Below are 17,124 nucleotides of genomic sequence, written 5' to 3' on the forward strand. Positions count from 1 at the left end.
GTTGTTCCAACCATCGTTAATAGATCACGATTACACAGTGGGAGGCTTCACTCCGACATGGTTCGATGGATACCTGCCATCTGCTCGTAATAGTGCCATTGATCATTGATGTCTTGCTGTGTCAATTTGAATAGTCGTTCAGCTTCTTCAGGATTCGAGCGGGCCAACATGCCAAAGCGTGCTTCCTGCATGGCAAAATCACGAAAAGTCATGCGTGGGGCCCGACTGTCAAGATGAAATGGCTGTCCCTCGGCACGCGCTTCTCGAGGATCGTACCGATAAAGTGGCCAGAATCCTGATTGCACCGCGTCCTTTTGATGGGACATGGAAGTTGTCATGTTAATGCCGTGGGCGATGCAGTGACTGTACGCCAATATAAGCGAGGGCCCTGGGTATGACTCTGCTTCGGCAATCGCACGTATTGTTTGCGCGGGGTTGGCTCCCATGGCTATCTGAGCAACATAGACATTGCCATAAGACACGGCGAGCATGCCAAGATCTTTTCTCCGAGACTGTTTTCCACCAGAGGCAAATTTGGCTACTGCGGCTCTAGGAGTTGATTTAGAAGCTTGCCCCCCCGTGTTGGAATAAACACCAGTATCCAATACCAATATGTTTACGTTTCTGCCAGTTGACAGAACATGATCGAGGCCACCGAAGCCAATGTCGAAAGCCCAACCATCACCACCCACGATCCAGACGCTACGTTTCACAAAAACATCTGCAAGGTACGAAAGCTTTTCCGCCTCTGGCTGATCGATGTGAGCTAGCTCTTTGCACAAGATCGCAACCCGCTGTCGTTGTTGCTCCAACTCCACTTCGCTGGTTTGAACGGAATCCAGCAATTCCTTGACGAGATTCTCATCCAAGCACCCCGCCAAATGAGCCAACAAGGCACTGGCATACTCGAGTTTGGCATCAAGGGCCAGTCGTAAACCAAGACCAAACTCGGCATTGTCCTCAAAGAGAGAGTTATTCCATGTAGGTCCGTGCCCCAGAGAGTTGGTTGTCCAGGGAGTCGTAGGCAAATTACCTCCATAGATCGATGAGCACCCTGTGGCGTTACCAATCAACATGCGGTCACCAAACATTTGACTTATCAACTTAAGATAAGGAGTCTCTCCGCAACCCGCGCATGCGCCTGAGAATTCGAACAAAGGTTCGAGTAACTGTGATCCTTTGACTGTGTCGACCTTGAGTTGCGTGCGATCGAACTGTTCAATGCCCAAGAAAAAGTCGAAACTCACTCGCTCTCTAAGAAGATGCTCATCCTTGGGTTCCATATTGATTGCCTTTTGACGTGCAACTTCCTTGCTTTTCGCAGGGCAAACATCGACACATACCCCACATCCAGTGCAGTCATCTGGAGCAACTTGGATCGTCATCTTTTGCTGCCCTATCTGCTTGTGATCTTGCCATGGTTTTGACAAAAACTCCGGTGGCGCGGATGCAAGCACTGATTCCGAAAAGACTTTCATTCGAATTGCGGCGTGTGGACAGACAAGAGAACACAGCCCGCAATCAATACATATCGAGGGATCCCAGATGGGAATCTCCGCAGCAATGCTTCGCTTTTCAATCTTGGCTGTGCCCGTGGGAAACGTTCCATCGACAGGAAGAGCACTCACAGGCAAGAGTTCTCCCCTACCAGCCAAAAGGACTGATGTAACTCGCTCCACGAAAGTCGAATGGCTCTTCTCGTAGACAACAGGCTCGACGGCAATATCGATAAGATTGACGTCTGGCACTTGGACTTCATGAAGAGCAGCCAATGCTCCGTCAACGGCCGAAAAATTTCGCTCCAACACAGCTTCGCCACGCCTTCCATAAGTTTTGAGAATCGCTTTCTTGATTTCCTCAATAGCTTGGCCGCGCGGCAATACATCGGATAAGGCAAAGAAGCAGGTTTGCATGATCGTGTTGATTCGCCCCCCCATGTCGGCCTCAGCGGCTACTCGCAGCGCATCGACAACGTAAAGCCTTAAACGCTTATTTATGATCTCCCGCTGCGCCCTCTGAGGCAGTTTGCTCCAGACTTCGCTCGGGCCGTAAGGGCTGTTCAATAGGACAATCGCGTTCGGGCCGGCAACCTGCAAAACGTCCATCTTTTCCAGAAAATGGAATTGATGGCAGGCGACAAAATTGGCTTTCTCGATGAGGTAGGTCGAATTAATCGGCCGCGGACTAAATCGCAAATGCGAGACGGTAATCGAGCCGGCTTTCTTGGAATCGTAAACAAAATACCCTTGAGCATACATGAGTGTATTTTCGCCGATGATTTTTACCGAGTTTTTGCTGGCGCCGACGGTGCCATCACTGCCTAAGCCATAAAAGACAGCGCGTTTCACATCGTCGGCCTCGGTTGAGACCTCCTTATCCCAGGGCAAACTGAGATGGGTTACGTCGTCGTAAATGCCAATGGTGAAATGTTGCTTCGGAGAGGCCTGAGCAAGCTCCTCATAAACAGTGACTGCCATTGAGGGTGTAAATTCTTTTGATGACAGTCCGTATCGACCTCCAATAATATGTGGAAATTCTTGTTGGCGACGATTTAGTTGGTCCCGACATTCAACAAAAGCGGTTAAGACATCTTGATATAGCGGTTCCCCCAAAGCGCCAGGTTCTTTCGTCCGATCCAAGACTGCGATCCGCCTAACTGTTGTTGGCAATGCGGACAAAAACGCATCCTTGTCGAATGGTCGATACAATCGCACCTTCAGCAGACCGACCTTTCCACCTGTTCGCAAAATACTTTCCAGAGCTTCTTCTGCGGCTCCTGCTCCAGAACCCATCATCACGATGACTCGCTCGGCGTCTTCGGCCCCAACGTAATCAAACAACTGATATTGGCGACCAGTAAGCTCGGCAAATCGATTCATCGTGGCCTGCACGATGTTGGGCACTGCCAAATAGTACGGATTACATGCTTCACGAGCTTGAAAAAAAACATCGGGATTTTGCGCCGAACCACGCAAAATCGGTCTCGTTGGATCCATCGCGCGATCGCGGTGTGCTTGGACGAATCTCTCGTCTTGCATCACCCGTATATGTTCTTCAGAGATGCGATCAATTTTATTAATCTCATGCGAAGTACGAAATCCATCGAAGAAATGCAAGAAAGGTACACGTGCTTCAAAAGTTGCCGATTGAGCGACCAGAGCAAAGTCATGGGCCTCTTGCACGGTGCTGGCTGCCAACATCGCCCAGCCCGTGCTCCGCACTGCCATCACATCACTGTGATCGCCGAAGATAGATAGTGCATGCGTTGCCACGGTGCGTGCCGAGACATGAATGACTGTAGAGGTTAGCTCTCCCGCAATCTTGAACATGTTCGGAATCATCAGCAACAATCCCTGCGAGGCAGTGAATGTTGTGCTCAATGCGCCTGCCTGCAAAGCTCCATGGACGGCACCTGCGGCACCGCCTTCACTTTGCATCTCTATGACTTGGGGAACTGTACCGTAAATATTGCGTTTGCCCAGAGAAGACCATGTGTCGCAGCATTCACCCATCGGAGAAGCCGGAGTGATCGGATAGATTGCTATGACCTCATTTGTGGCGTGTGCAATCAGGGCTGCAGCTTCGTTGCCGTCAATGGTGCAAAATTGCGGATTGCTCACGAGTTTTCCTCGAATTCTGAGAAGTTTTCCCGGGCTGATCACCTAAAGAGTTGGCGATTGACTAGTGGCCCAAGCTGACATACTAGATGCCAATTCCGTTGCGTCTTTTAAGCTTCGTTTTGCGGAATCTACCAGTCCATAAGCAAATGTCATTCCGCCAGAAAGTTAGATTAAAAAATTATCCAGTAACACTTTCCCTGGTTGAAGTTTCCCCGCACGTGCAATTTAAAAACTGGGCATGGCTAGACTCTGGAAACTTCTATCGCGTGTCTCTTAATCTAACGACATTTGTCGCGACGTTGTGTGTCAGATTCGCACGCGACTGTGCAAAAAATTTTCGCATTTTCAGTAATTCTTTTGAAGCGCAAATTTATGGACATTAAATAAAATACAAAACAACGGTATTCATCTCTCAAATTGTTGCGACTTGAACAGCTCCCCCAATGAGGCATTCACAGGGATGTTCGTGTTGGAGTCATATCATCCTGCAGTCATGGATGCTGCCTTGCAGGTAGGATAGGCAATCTCTTGCCCATAAGTCGAGTCAAGTCCCTCTGGGACTGAATGACAATCGAACTGTTCGGACGATAATTTGACCCGCCCCCTTCACCCGTTCCCACGTTTTGAGCGAGAACCTGGATGTTTGGCGACATTCGAAGGAGGTTATTCGATGCCACGCTCACAAGAGTGTACAACAGCGGAGCAGTTAATTCCGAAGCTGCGTGAAGTGGAGGTGGAATTAGCACGGGGCGAGAAGGTGACCGAAGCTGCGAAACAGATTGGCATCATAGAACAGACGTACTTACCGGGTATTGCTGGCCGACACTTGCTGCAATGCTTGTTGCTCACGCTGCGTGGTCTGTTGCAATGACGCGAGCCAGGGATATGTCACAATTGCAAGTGAGATTGCTACGACAACCAACACCACCAGAAATTGCAGTTTGGAGCAGTTCGAGGCGAGATTCTTGAACATCGCGACAATCCACTTCCAGTGCAGCGCAAGATGAAAGACTAGCACCGCCAGGAATGCATAGGCGATCCACAAATGGATTTCTCCCCAGTCGTGGCGGGTCAATCCACCGACCAAGTCGATGGGCCGATCCAACGCACCTAGACCACGCCCGAACGGCAAATGTCCGCCGCTCCCCGGCGGCAATCGAAAGGTGATTAATAGCCCCGTCGATAGCAACAGGAGCATCAAAAACATGGCTGCGCCATCCACAACAAAATTCAGGTTCACGCGTTTCATGGCGGATACCTTTCAAGGCACTAGTCTGTCTCTTGCACGTCATTAAACCTTCGTGCGAGACGTTCACCGAGGATATGCCGGCGGCGTTCGACGGTTTCCACGGCCGCGACCGCCATTGGTAACAGGTACTTCAACGGACAGGGACAGTTCGAAGTTTCCTTGTTAGCACAATCCTCACAGATTTCGTCGTGCAGCCGATCGAGATAGGGATCGATCAACGCACTGTCGACCGACCGGCAAATGGCCACAAGTTTTTCGAGGTGCTGCTCAACCCCGCAGCCAATCCCCTTGGGCTGGCATGGCGGGGCATTCTTAACTCTCGCTACGCAACGACGGCAAACTTGCAGTTCAAGTTCTTTGGCATATTCCTTGAGTTCAAGATTGGCAATCATGTCACACACTTCCTTCTTAACTAAAGCGATTAAGCTAGGGAAAGTATCAGCAAAACGCGGGCCAGGGATTCCATGACAGGAAACGCCGTTTCACGCTGTGCCGAGAGTAATCTCAGACTTGTTCTGTGCCTTATCCGAGGTTGAGTGTGCAGGGCCGCACACCAAAAATCATGGAAAATGCCGCCGATGTCTGAAATTGCTCGAATTTTTTCCTTAGGGATGTGCTAAGCCCCTGGCGGCATTTCATTTGCGTTAACTTTCGTCGCGAACACTGTCGAGAGGACGTCGTAACCCCGATTTCACCAATACAAGGGCCTTGTCATGGTCGCACGTGTAAGTACGCGGTCCGCACTGGAGATTGCCGAACGCGAGCACAATCAGCTGCACGACAAACTCAATACGTTAGCTCGCCTTATCGAGAGCAGGGCGATAACTCTCGAAAGAGTCGTTGAGCTACTTGAATCCCTGCGAAAGTTTTTCATCGCACATTTTCAAAAGGAAGAGCGGAGTGGCTTATTCGAACTTATCGAAGAGCGCGCACCCCATCTGAGCCGTCAAGTTCGCAAGATCATGGGCGAGCATGCGGAACTCGTCAAGCGGATGGACGGCATGCTTCGCTTTGCCCGACGTGGCACGGGACAGCCGCTGTGCTGGTGGATGCTCAATCACCGCATGGAAGATCTCGTCACCAAGCTGCGCAAACACGAATCGGAAGAGAACTGTGTTTTGCAGATGGCCTATTCAGATGATCTCGGCACGAAAGATTGAAGACACTCGGGAGCCTATCATGTTGGCCAACAGTTATTCCGTTGTGGATGGCAATGAAGCCGTCGCTGCCGTCGCCCACGCGTTGAGCGAGGTCATCGCGATTTATCCGATTACTCCCGCCTCGACGATGGGCGAGTTCGCCGACGAATGGTCAAGCAGTGGGCGGGCAAATGTCTTTGGCGCGGTGCCGCAAGTCATCGAAATGCAAAGCGAGGCCGGTGCCGCGGGAGCGGTCCATGGAGCACTGCAACTCGGCACTCTCGCGACGACGTTCACTGCCTCCCAAGGTTTGCTGCTAATGATTCCCGAGATGTACAAAATCGCGGGACAGCTCTTGCCATCCGTCTTCCATGTTGCCGCTCGAACGGTGGCCACCCACGCACTATCCATCTTCGGAGATCACAGCGACGTGATGGCAGTCCGAGGGACTGGCTGGGCCATGTTGTCGTCCGGCAGCGTGCAGGAAGCTCAAGATCTAGCACTCGTGGCTCACTCCGCCACGCTGAAGTGCTCGGTGCCGTTCCTTCATTTTTTTGACGGCTTCCGCACATCTCACGAAGTCAACAAGATCAAATGTCTGTCACAGGCAGACCTATTGTCGATGATCGATTTGGGCGCCTTGAAGAAATTTCGTGAGAGGGCGTTGAACCCAGATCATCCCTGCCTGAGAGGCTCAGCACAAAATCCTGACGTTTTCTTCCAATCACGCGAGGCGGCCAATCCGTTTCACGATGCCGTTCCGCATCTCGTGCAGAACGAAATGAACCGTTTCGCGGATCTGACCGGCAGACACTATCACTTGTTTGATTACGTTGGTCCTCCCGATGCACAAACCGTCATTGTCTTGATGGGATCAGGGGCTGGCGCCGCAGAGGAGGCCATCGAGCGCCTAGTCAGCGAGGGTCACAAGGTCGGACTGCTCAAGGTTCGGCTGTATCGACCCTTTGCTGGCTGGTCGTTCGTGCAAGCCTTGCCTAATGCGGTCCAACGCATAGCTGTGCTCGACCGATCTAAGGAACCAGGCGCGATAGGCGAGCCGCTCTACACCGATGTTGTGGCGGCGATCACGGAATACTGGCCCACGAAGCTGGAAGCCTTAGGCGGGCCGGCCCCCCATGTCGTTGGGGGACGTTACGGGCTCGCGTCGAAGGAATTTACACCGGCGATGGTGGCTTCGGTTTTTGAGAATGCGCTCCGTCCCACTCCTAAGAAACATTTCACCGTGGGAATCTATGACGACGTCACGGAGTTGAGCCTCGCTTGGGATTCCGACTGGACCACCGAGGCGAATGACGTCTTCCGAGCCGTGTTCTACGGATTGGGTAGTGATGGCACGGTCGGGGCCAGTAAGAACTCGGCGAAGATACTGGGCGAGAATACGAATCTCTATGCACAAGGTTACTTTGTTTACGATTCCAAGAAGTCGGGGTCGATGACGGTTTCGCATTTGCGATTCAGTCCCCGTCCGATTTCATCGACGTACTTGGTGAGCCAGGCAAACTTTGTGGCCTGTCACCAATTCCAATTTTTGGAGACTACGGACGTGCTAGGCGTCGCTGCGGAGGGCGCGACGTTTTTGCTCAATAGTCCTTACTCCGCTGTCCAAGTTTGGGGCAGGCTGCCCCGGGAGGTGCAACAACAAATTATCAGCAAGCATCTTAAGTTTTTCGTTGTCGACGCTTACGGCGTGGCCCGGCGAGCTGGCATGGGAGCACGAATCAACACCGCTATGCAATGCTGCTTCTTTGCTCTCGCCGGGTTATTACCTCGTGATGAGGCAATCGAACATATCAAGAACGCAATTCGGAAGTCTTACGGACGACGTGGCGAAGATGTAGTTCTGCAAAATATTGGGGTCATCGATGAAGCCCTCAACTCACTCCAGGCCGTCGAGGTTCCTCTTTTCGCCGATGGTGACGAGCTTCCTGTGCCTCGGCTCGCTCAAACGGAATCCGAGTTTGTTAATCGAGTGACGGCGGCGATGGCTGCGGGTCGTGGAGACTTACTGCCCGTGAGTGCGATGCCCATCGATGGCACGTTTCCCACCAGCACGTCACGCTACGAGAAAAGAAGCATCGCAGCGGAAATTCCAATTTGGGATTCGTCGCTTTGCACGGAGTGTGGCTTGTGTGCCCTGGTGTGCCCTCATGCGGCGATTCGCATTAAGGCCTTCGATGAAGATCTCGGCAAAGAATCGCCTGCGAATTTTCAATCGATCGAGTGGCGCGATAAAGATCACCCACGCCATCAGTTTGTGGTGCAAGTCGCTCCCGATGACTGCACGGGTTGCCGCGTCTGCGTCGACGTTTGCCCGGCCAAGAGCAAGGAAATTCCTGGCCATAGAGCCATCAACATGGAACCGAAAGTCGATCATTTGTTGGCGGAACGTGCCAACTTCGATTTCTTCCTGGGATTGCCTGAACTCAATCGGGCGGAAGTCAAAGCCGACACCATCAAGGGTTCGCAACTCTTGCAGCCGCTCTTTGAATTCTCGGGGGCTTGCGCCGGCTGTGGCGAAACGCCTTATCTGAAACTCATGTCGCAACTGTTCGGTGACCGTGTCATCGTGGCGAACGCGACGGGATGCTCTTCAATCTTTGGAGGCAATTTGCCGACCACGCCTTGGAGCACGAACGCAGCAGGACGCGGACCGGCTTGGTGCAATTCCCTATTCGAGGATAACGGCGAATTCGGTTTGGGAATGCGCTTGGCCGTCGATCAACAACACGACTATGCGACGAGTCTGCTTGCAAAATTGAGTTCAAAAATTGACAGTGAACTCGTTGGGCGACTCTTGCATGCCAATCAAACTGATGACGACAACATTGACTTACAACGTCGAAACGTGGCCGAGTTAAAACTGTTGCTGGCTGAGGTTGACGAACCAGCAGCGCGCGAATTGGCTACGATTGCTGATTCCCTCGTTCGCCGAAGCGTTTGGATCGTCGGTGGCGATGGCTGGGCCTACGATATCGGATTCGGAGGATTGGATCACGTCTTGGCGAGTGGCCGCGATGTCAATATTCTCGTGCTGGATACCGGCGTCTATTCCAACACGGGGGGACAAGCTTCGAAGGCGACCCCACGCTGTGCCACGGCCAAGTTTGCCGCAGGTGGCAAATCCACGCGGAAGAAGGATATCGGCTTGCTCGCCATGTCTTATGGCAATGTTTATGTGGCCCAGGTCGCGTTGGGAGCCAATCCCAATCAAACGCTCAAAGCGATGCGCGAGGCCGAATCGTATCCAGGGGTGTCGCTCATTCTTGCGTACAGCCAGTGCATTGCCCACGGGATCGACATGGCGAGCGGCATGACACATCAGAAGGATCTTGTCCAAGCGGGGCTTTGGCCGCTCTATCGCCATGATCCCCGCCGCATAGCTCATGGAGAGCATGAGTTTCAGCTCGATAGCCGTAAACCGACGGTCCCATTTGCTGAATTCTGCAAGTCAGAATCGCGTTTTGCGGGTGTCGCGAATGCTCATACCGCAAGCTCTGCTGAATCGATCGAAAACGCTCAGCACGATATCGACGAGCGTTGGAAGATGTATCAGCAACTGGCGAGTATGACGAACGGCGCAGAATAGTAGTGCCGTTGAGCCGTCAGACTTATGTATCCATATGGCGCGCAGGAGCGCATTGTGCCCGGGCATCCTAGCAACTTACTCGCAAGAAACGGCTAGAATTCCGCTTCATTTTCCCCTTAGGCGATTGGAACATTCTTTGCGATCCAATTCCGTTGAGCCGTAAGAAGTTTCCAATAGCACGCGGATGCAGGACGGTTCATCACCGCGTAGGTACGAGCAGCCAGTGCTCTCACAAGCCCCTAATAATCATGGATCAACTGCTACAGGGCATTTATGGCTTAACGCCTGGCGCCGTATTGATGTTTGGTATCGGGGGACTCATTATCTGGCTGGCAATCGCCAAAGAGTATGAACCCACTTTGCTCCTGCCGATTGGCCTGGGTGCTATCCTGGCAAACATTCCTTATTCCGCGGCCATTGGAACGGCCGCAGAGCCAGGCATACTGACCACGCTGTTTGACTTCGGCATCCGTACCGAACTTTTTCCACTTTTAATCTTCGTCGCTATCGGTGCGATGATTGATTTTGGCCCCTTACTGCAAAATCCCAAGATGCTGCTGTTTGGAGCCGCCGCTCAGTTCGGCATTTTCTTCACACTCTGCTTGGCCGTGGTGATGGGATTCACATTGAAGGAATCCGCCTCGATCGGCATCATTGGCGCGGCCGATGGCCCGACTTCCATCGTGGTGGCCAATCGTTTCGCGCCGCACTTATTGGGGCCAATCACCGTTGCGGCTTATTCCTACATGGCGTTGGTGCCCATCATTCAGCCGCCGGTGATTCGACTGCTCACAACAAAGCGTGAACGAAAAATCAGAATGGATAATGCTGGATTTCGCCCCGTCTCGCAACGAACAAAAATTTTGTTTCCGATTGTCGTCGCATTACTTGCCGGTTTGATCGTGCCAAGTGCTACGGCGCTGATTGGCATGCTTATGTTCGGCAACTTGCTGCGTGAATCGGGCGTTGTCGATCGTCTGTCCAAAGGGGCACAAAATGAGCTGGCCAATATTGTGACCATCTTATTGGGCATCTCGATTGGCGCGGTCATGACGTCCGACGAATTCTTGGATAAGCGCACACTCATGATTCTCGGTATGGGTATTATTGCCTTCGTCTTCGACACGGCAGGCGGTGTGCTGTTTGCCAAATTCCTTAACCTATTTCTCAAACATAAGATTAATCCAATGATCGGCGCATGCGGCATCTCGGCGTTTCCGATGTCCGGTCGTGTGGTTTACAAGATGGGCCTCGCGGAGGATCCACAGAATCACCTGCTGATGCATGCCATCAGTTGTAATGTGGGCGGCCAACTCGGTTCGGTGATTGCTGGCGGCCTCATCTTGGCTTTGATTGGTTAGGGAGCGGCAACAATGTTCGAAAATATGCTGTCATTTCGTGTGCATTCCCTTGCGACGGTGTCATTTGACGACCCCGTGTTGATGGAAGCACTACGTGTTAGCGGGATCGCACTGTTAGCAATCTTTTTGGTCATGGGACTCTTCGGGGTCATGATTAGTTTGTTCTCAATCCTATTTCCAGCGACTGAGGATGAGACGATTTAACGAGAGGGGCAATCGCCAGGTACCATGTTTTCCACACTTCCGTTCGGTCAAGAGTTTGTTTGGGGTGATTTAGGAATTGTCGGCTTGCTCATCCTGCTCGAGGGTGTGCTGTCGCTCGACAACGCTCTCGTGCTTGGCCTGCTTGCGAAACGCCTGCCCAAAAGCCTGCAACCCAAGGCTCTCACGTATGGCTTAATGGGTGCCTTCGCCTTTCGCGTGCTGGCGATCAGTGTCGCCACTTTCTTGCTGCAGTGGCGAGTCGTGAAATTGCTCGGCGGTGGTTATCTGGCATTCGTGGCGATCAAACATCTGTGGTTCGAACATCACGAAGATGTGGGAGATGTCGCTGTGGGTTCCAGTGGTGAGCCGGTTCTCGTACATGAAGTCACAGGCGATCCGCTAACGGTTGTCCAAGAAGATGTGGAAATTGAAGAACGAGTACCCTTTCCCCGTGCAACTGAACTTCTCGATGGGCGGGCCACTGATGGCAGAGCCAAGTTCTGGCCCACGGTGTTCGTCATCGAGCTAACGGATATTGCGTTCGCCGTCGATTCGATTCTGGCGGCCATAGCATTGGTGGGGCCCGCGCCTGCGGGACATGCCACGGATGCCGTTCACCCCAAACTGTGGGTCATCATCACGGGTGGCATGTTGGGAGTCGTACTCATGCGCTACGCAGCAGTGCTTTTCATTCGCTTGTTAGACCGTTTTCCCCGCTTCGAGTTGACCGCCTATTGGTTGGTGTTATTGATCGGTTTGAAGCTGCTTATCGATTGGGGTTTCAATACACCCTTGCATCCCCATAGTGTTGACTTCCATAATTTCCATGAAGCGCCGTTTTGGATCTTCTGGATTGCGTTGGCACTGACATTCTGCACGGGATTTTTGCCAAAAAAAGACTCGATAAAGATGTATAGCAGTTAGCTGGCTGAGGACTTTTCTCGCCTTATTCAAGACTTAAATCTGTTTAACTTCGGCTTCACATCCAATGCTTCAAAGCTTAGGGGACGAGCCGTCCGAAGCGAATTGCGAGCCAGGTCATTGTACTCGGCCAAAAATACCTTCTTTCGCTCCCCCCAGCACTGGAGATAATATCCACGCCGATTCAAGGCATGTTGCTTGGCAACAGTTGAATGGATGGATTATCGCACTTCTTACGCTTCCAATAGGTAGACACAATGAGCAAGATTCTTGCGCCACGAATCGCTAAAAACAGCATGAGTGAGGCTGTTCGCGAAAAGAAAGACGCCCAATATTGTGAGGCACTGCGGGCCGTAATGGGTATATTCAGCAAGAAAATTAATTGAATTTTGCGTTTGCTGGATTATGTTCGGGTATGTTTTTGCAGGCTAAATCGGTTTGTGGCCGAGCAAAATGCCGTCGATTTCGCACCGCGCTGCTGTTCATGGTTTTTAAGTGCAGTATTGCCGCGGTGGTAGGCCGTGTATAATGAAGCTTTCAATGTGTCGCAATGCTGGTGCATAAACACTGCGCACGAAATATTTGGCACTGATTGTGAGCAGGCAAAACCTTAAGCCAGCTTGGCAGCGTGGAGCGGAAACTCTTTATGACGCGACGGACTTGGCTGCCTGGCAGGCGAATTACGGCATGAGCCTACCAGCATCGGTAGCCAGTGTTCAGGCCATTCCCGAGCCGACAAGTTTACTATTGGTTAACATCTTGGTATTTAGCATTTCAATTCAGCGCAGTACGCGAGTCTGTTTGGCCTGAAAGAATATGAGTTCATTAGTAAATATTATTGATAGACGAGGCTTTCTGCGGCGATCTACGACTGCGATGGCTGCCGCCGCGCTTATGCCTCAAATCAATCAAACAGGAGTTGCTGCAGACTTGTCACCTTCGCCAGTTGGCAAGGATAAATACTACACAGCCGTCAAATGGGGCATGATCGAAATTGCTGGCACGGTCAACGAGAAATTTCAGCTTTGCAAAGACCTTGGGTACACGGGGATGGAACTGATTAGCCCCGTGGAAGGATTCTCAATTAACGAAGTCAATGCCGCTCGGCAAGCGACGGGTCTGCCCGTGCATGGCGTCGTCGACATGAAGCATTGGGATATTCGCTTATCATCTTCGGATGAAAGCATTCGCGACCAAGGAGTTTCGATTCTGCGGCAAGCTTTGGAAGACTGCCACGCGATGGGAGGCTATTCCGTTTTGCTCGTTCCAGGCAAGGTCGATGGCGATCAAGAAACTCACGACGATGTTTGGAAACGTTCGATTGCCTGCATACATAGAGTTCTCGATACTGCGAGCCGACTTGGGGTGCAAATTCTCATCGAGAATGTGTGGAATGGTTTCTGTGAAACCCCAGAAAAGTATCGCGATTATCTGGACGAAATTGATAGCCCGTGGGTCGCGGCTTACTTTGATATTGGCAACGTGCGAAAGTTTGGTCCTAGTGAGGATTGGATTCGCACACTTGGCAAGCGGATCGTGAAGCTTGATATTAAAGATTGGAGTGCCAACGACGGTTTCTGCAAAATTGGAGATGGCGACGTCAATTGGCCAGAAGTTCGCCGCGGGTTGGATGAGATTCAGTTTACTGGTTGGTGCACGGCCGAAGTCACAGGTGGCGGCAGGGACGAATTACAAGATATTCATAAACGTACGACAAATGTGCTCGGCATGAGCTAAAACTTCGACAGGTTTTGTTGAGAACACAACCTTAATAGATAGGTGTTGCGATGGCAGATTTTGAGATATCCAGCTTTTCAACGCGTCGGCAGTTTTTGCAAACTTCAGCGGTCACCGCGGCGGCTATTGGTACGTTGGGTTTGACTCAAGCTGCGCATGCGGGTGGCACCGACACGCTGAAAATTGGTTTAGTGGGATGTGGCGGTCGTGGGACCGCCGCTGCGATCGATGCCTTGAGCGCCGACCCGCATACAGAGTTGATTGCGATTGGTGATGCGTTTGCCGACCGTACGGCTTCCAGCTTGCAAACGCTGAAAGAAACTCCGGAAATCAATACCCGCGTGAAAGTCTCTGATGATCATGTTTTCACAGGTTTTGATGCTTTCAAAGGTGTGATTGATTCTGGGGTGGATGTTGTTTTGTTGGCGACACCACCTCATTTTCGCCCGGAACACTTCGCTTACGCCGTGGAAAAGGGCAAGCATTGCTTTGTCGAAAAACCTGTAGCCGTTGACGTACCGGGGGCTTTGAGTGTTAAGAAAACTGCGGAGGAAGCTAGAAAGAAAAATCTGGCAGTCGTTTCTGGTTTGTGCTGGCGCTATGACTTAGGAGTTCGCGAAACCATCAAGCGAATTCAGGACGGCGCGATCGGTGATATCGTTGCCATCGAGTCGCGCTATAACTCTGGTACGCTGTGGCATCGAGGCCGCGAGCCCGAATGGAGTGAGATGGAATACCAGATTCGCAACTGGCTTTATTTCACGTGGCTCTCTGGCGATCATATTAACGAACAGGCGATTCATAGCCTGGATAAGACGGCTTGGCTGACGGGTGACGTTGCTCCAGTTCAGGTCATGGGGATTGGCGGTCGCCAGCAACGTACCGATAAGAAATATGGCAACGTCTACGATCACCACGTCGTGTTTTATGAATACCCAAACGGTGTGCGCGTGTTTTTTACATGCCGTCAGCAAGACAATTGCAGTTCCTTCGTGGACGAAATCGTGATTGGCACGAAAGGGACGGCTCGGATTTTGACAAACCACATTAAAGGCGAAGAGAAGTGGAAGTATCGTGGCCCGAAGCCCAGCATGTATCGGGTTGAGCATGAGGATATGTTCAAGAGCATTCGCGATGGAAATCCCATTAATAATGGCGAATACATGACCAATAGCACATTGCTCGCAATCATGGGTCGCATGAGCACCTACACGGGGCAGGACATGTGTTGGGAAGATTTTATTGCCAATACCGAACGGCTTGGACCCACTAAGTACGAATGGGGCGATGCGCCGATTGAAACTGTTGCTATTCCAGGAATCGCCGTTCCTAGTAAACCGATTGCCTAATGGTTTGTTTAACCGCAGCCGCGCACTGCCGCGTCGTGAAAAACTGCTCAGTATCATTTCAAAGATTGTTGCTCGGCATTTTCCTGGCTGCAACAGCTTGCTGCTGCCATGTCTTTGGCGAAACGCCTGGTCTCTCCTCCGAGCCGTCGACAGAGCAAAAATCTGTTAGTGCCGACGAAGGACACATGGTGCCTTATAAACAGCAGATCCCTGGTTCGGAGGTTTCGTTCGAGATGCTTCCGATTCCTGCTGGCGAGTTCAGCCAGGGAAGTGACAAACAGGATGCTCCGGCAGACGAAACTCCACCGGTGAAGGTCAAAGTCGCCCCATTTTGGATGGGTAAATGCGAAGTGACTTGGGCAGAGTATAAGGTGTTCATGCAGCTTTGCTCGGTTTTTGAAGAGTTCGAGGATCAAGGGATTCGCAAAGTCTCTATAGACAACCAGATTGATGCCGTCACTGCACCCTCAAAGCTTTATGACCCCAGCTTTACGTTTCAAGCCGGTGAGGATCCTCGACAGCCAGCCGTATCGATGAGTCAATTCGCTGCCAAGCAATACACAAAGTGGCTGAGCTTGCTGACAGGAGAATTTTATAGACTTCCTACCGAATCAGAGTGGGAATATGCCTGTCGAGCCGGTAATCAAACGGACTACTTCTTTGGTAACGACGCGAGCCAACTGGAAAAGTATGCATGGTTTGAAGATAATGCCGACTTTGAAACTCATCTTGTCGGCCAAAAACTGCCTAATGCTTGGGGATTGCACGACGTGTTGGGCAACGCATCGGAGTGGGTAATCGATGAGTATCAGGAAGATTGGTATCAAAAGCTACAGGGACGACTTTTCACGACCGAGGAGACAATTTGTTGGCCCACCAAATTGTTCCCGCGCGTGTTGCGAGGTGGCTCGATCAACTCCGCGGTGAGTGATTGCCGGAGTGCCATAAGACGGGCCAGTAACGACGATGATTTACGCAGCTACGATCCAAACACTCCCAAGAGCCCTTGGTGGTTCGCCAGTGATGAGGCTCTCGATATTGGATTTCGTATCGTCAGACCTCTGGAAGTCCCAAGTCGCGAAGAACAAGAAAAATATTGGCAAGCTGATGTTCGTTCGATTAGCCGTGACGCGAATAAAAGAATTTTCGAGGAAGGCCGCGGCGAACGTGGCTTGGTCGATCCTCAGCTCCCTAAGGTGATTCAGGAATTAGAAAGCAAAGACACAGGCACCCCATGATTGTTTTGCTGACGCTGCTATTCAATTGTCTTTTGTCGGTGGCAGTATGTTGCGCTGCTGAGCCCGAGTTCGTTCCCCTGTTTGACGGCCAATCACTCGAAGGTTGGGAAGGTGCTGTGGAAGGTTATACCGTCGAAGACGGCTTGCTTGCATGTCGTGAGGGCGCGGTTGGCAATTTGCTTACAAAGAAGGAATATAGTGACTTTGATTTGGAATTTGAGTTCCTTCTGACAAAAGATGCGAATAATGGAATAGCGATTCGGGCGCCGTTGGAAGGTGATGCGGCTTATGCGGGGATGGAACTGCAAATCATCGACAACGAATCCAAAAAATATGGCGATCTGTTGGACTATCAATACCATGGATCGCTTTACGGAGTCGCCCCCGCCAAACGGGGATTTCAAAAACCGGTGGGCGAGTGGAACAAACAGCAAGTTCACTGCCAGGGACGCAACTTAGTTGTCACTTTGAACGGAGAGAAGATATTGGATGTGAATCTCGATGATGTCGCTCCCCAAGGGAAAACTGTCGATCAGAAAGAGCATCCAGGTTTGGCCCGTTCATCTGGCCGAGTTGGTTTCCTGTCGCACGGCGATAAAGTATTCTTCCGAAACATCAAGATTAAGGATTTGAGCGAATCAGCCGCGGCCAAGTAAATTCCTAATGGTTGAATGTTCAGCGCGCAGAAGTCGAGCAAAA

At 51.5% G+C, this 17,124-nt stretch carries 12 protein-coding genes; 9 read left to right on the forward strand and 3 right to left on the reverse strand.

The features are described from left to right. Positions 1-47 precede the first annotated feature (47 nt). The 3 genes from nifJ (SH678x_RS08530) to SH678x_RS08540 form a co-directional block, all read right to left on the reverse strand. Positions 48-3,620, reverse strand: a complete 3,573-nt coding sequence (nifJ, locus tag SH678x_RS08530) for a pyruvate:ferredoxin (flavodoxin) oxidoreductase (RefSeq protein WP_496922474.1) — start codon at positions 3,618-3,620, stop codon at positions 48-50. Positions 3,621-4,422: 802 nt separating this feature from the next. Continuing rightward, entirely contained in the window at positions 4,423-4,869 is a 447-nt protein-coding gene (locus SH678x_RS08535) for a DUF4405 domain-containing protein (RefSeq protein ID WP_496922475.1), read from the reverse strand. A gap of 20 nt (positions 4,870-4,889) precedes the next feature. Continuing rightward, positions 4,890-5,261, reverse strand: a complete 372-nt coding sequence (locus tag SH678x_RS08540) for a hypothetical protein (protein WP_496922476.1) — start codon at positions 5,259-5,261, stop codon at positions 4,890-4,892. Positions 5,262-5,582: 321 nt separating this feature from the next. On the opposite strand from SH678x_RS08540, the gene SH678x_RS08545 reads away from it, so the two are divergent. The 9 genes from SH678x_RS08545 to SH678x_RS08585 all read left to right on the forward strand — a co-directional run bounded on the left by SH678x_RS08545 (position 5,583) and on the right by SH678x_RS08585 (position 17,081). Then, entirely contained in the window at positions 5,583-6,029 is a 447-nt protein-coding gene (locus SH678x_RS08545) for a hemerythrin domain-containing protein (RefSeq protein ID WP_496922477.1), read from the forward strand. A 19-nt stretch (positions 6,030-6,048) separates the two neighbouring features. Next, positions 6,049-9,615 (forward strand): pyruvate:ferredoxin (flavodoxin) oxidoreductase, encoded by a 3,567-nt coding sequence (nifJ, locus tag SH678x_RS08550; protein ID WP_496922478.1) that lies wholly within the window; start codon positions 6,049-6,051, stop codon positions 9,613-9,615. A 152-nt stretch (positions 9,616-9,767) separates the two neighbouring features. Continuing rightward, positions 9,768-10,976, forward strand: coding sequence for a sodium ion-translocating decarboxylase subunit beta (locus SH678x_RS08555; protein ID WP_496922479.1), 1,209 nt, complete (start codon positions 9,768-9,770; stop codon positions 10,974-10,976). 228 nt (positions 10,977-11,204) lie between these two features. Further along, positions 11,205-12,104: a TerC family protein gene (locus tag SH678x_RS08560; RefSeq protein WP_496922480.1), complete on the forward strand. Its 900-nt coding sequence runs from the start codon at positions 11,205-11,207 to the stop codon at positions 12,102-12,104. Between the two features lie 254 nt (positions 12,105-12,358). Next, entirely contained in the window at positions 12,359-12,487 is a 129-nt protein-coding gene (locus tag SH678x_RS08565; protein WP_496922481.1) for a hypothetical protein, read from the forward strand. A gap of 490 nt (positions 12,488-12,977) precedes the next feature. After that, positions 12,978-13,838, forward strand: a complete 861-nt coding sequence (locus tag SH678x_RS08570; protein ID WP_496922482.1) for a sugar phosphate isomerase/epimerase family protein — start codon at positions 12,978-12,980, stop codon at positions 13,836-13,838. Between the two features lie 50 nt (positions 13,839-13,888). Beyond that, complete coding sequence (locus SH678x_RS08575) at positions 13,889-15,187, forward strand: Gfo/Idh/MocA family protein (RefSeq protein WP_496922483.1); 1,299 nt, start codon at positions 13,889-13,891, stop codon at positions 15,185-15,187. Positions 15,188-15,372: 185 nt separating this feature from the next. Continuing rightward, complete coding sequence (locus SH678x_RS08580) at positions 15,373-16,425, forward strand: formylglycine-generating enzyme family protein (protein ID WP_496922484.1); 1,053 nt, start codon at positions 15,373-15,375, stop codon at positions 16,423-16,425. Further along, positions 16,422-17,081, forward strand: a complete 660-nt coding sequence (locus tag SH678x_RS08585) for a 3-keto-disaccharide hydrolase (RefSeq protein WP_496922485.1) — start codon at positions 16,422-16,424, stop codon at positions 17,079-17,081. The genes SH678x_RS08580 and SH678x_RS08585 overlap by 4 nt, the downstream gene beginning before the upstream one ends. Positions 17,082-17,124: the final 43 nt, after the last annotated feature.

The organism is Bythopirellula superficialaquae (genome assembly GCF_059632245.1).

Bases quoted from the DNA above. Each gene is read 5' to 3' on its own strand.
- SH678x_RS08535 (WP_496922475.1), bottom strand. From the start codon at position 4,869: ATGAAACGCGTGAACCTGAATTTTGTTGTGGATGGCGCAGCCATGTTT.
- SH678x_RS08540 (WP_496922476.1), bottom strand. From the start codon at position 5,261: ATGATTGCCAATCTTGAACTCAAGGAATATGCCAAAGAACTTGAACTG.
- SH678x_RS08545 (WP_496922477.1), top strand. From the start codon at position 5,583: ATGGTCGCACGTGTAAGTACGCGGTCCGCACTGGAGATTGCCGAACGC.
- nifJ (WP_496922478.1), top strand. From the start codon at position 6,049: ATGTTGGCCAACAGTTATTCCGTTGTGGATGGCAATGAAGCCGTCGCT.
- SH678x_RS08560 (WP_496922480.1), top strand. From the start codon at position 11,205: ATGTTTTCCACACTTCCGTTCGGTCAAGAGTTTGTTTGGGGTGATTTA.
- SH678x_RS08565 (WP_496922481.1), top strand. From the start codon at position 12,359: ATGAGCAAGATTCTTGCGCCACGAATCGCTAAAAACAGCATGAGTGAG.
- SH678x_RS08570 (WP_496922482.1), top strand. From the start codon at position 12,978: ATGGCTGCCGCCGCGCTTATGCCTCAAATCAATCAAACAGGAGTTGCT.
- SH678x_RS08575 (WP_496922483.1), top strand. From the start codon at position 13,889: ATGGCAGATTTTGAGATATCCAGCTTTTCAACGCGTCGGCAGTTTTTG.
- SH678x_RS08580 (WP_496922484.1), top strand. From the start codon at position 15,373: ATGGTGCCTTATAAACAGCAGATCCCTGGTTCGGAGGTTTCGTTCGAG.
- SH678x_RS08585 (WP_496922485.1), top strand. From the start codon at position 16,422: ATGATTGTTTTGCTGACGCTGCTATTCAATTGTCTTTTGTCGGTGGCA.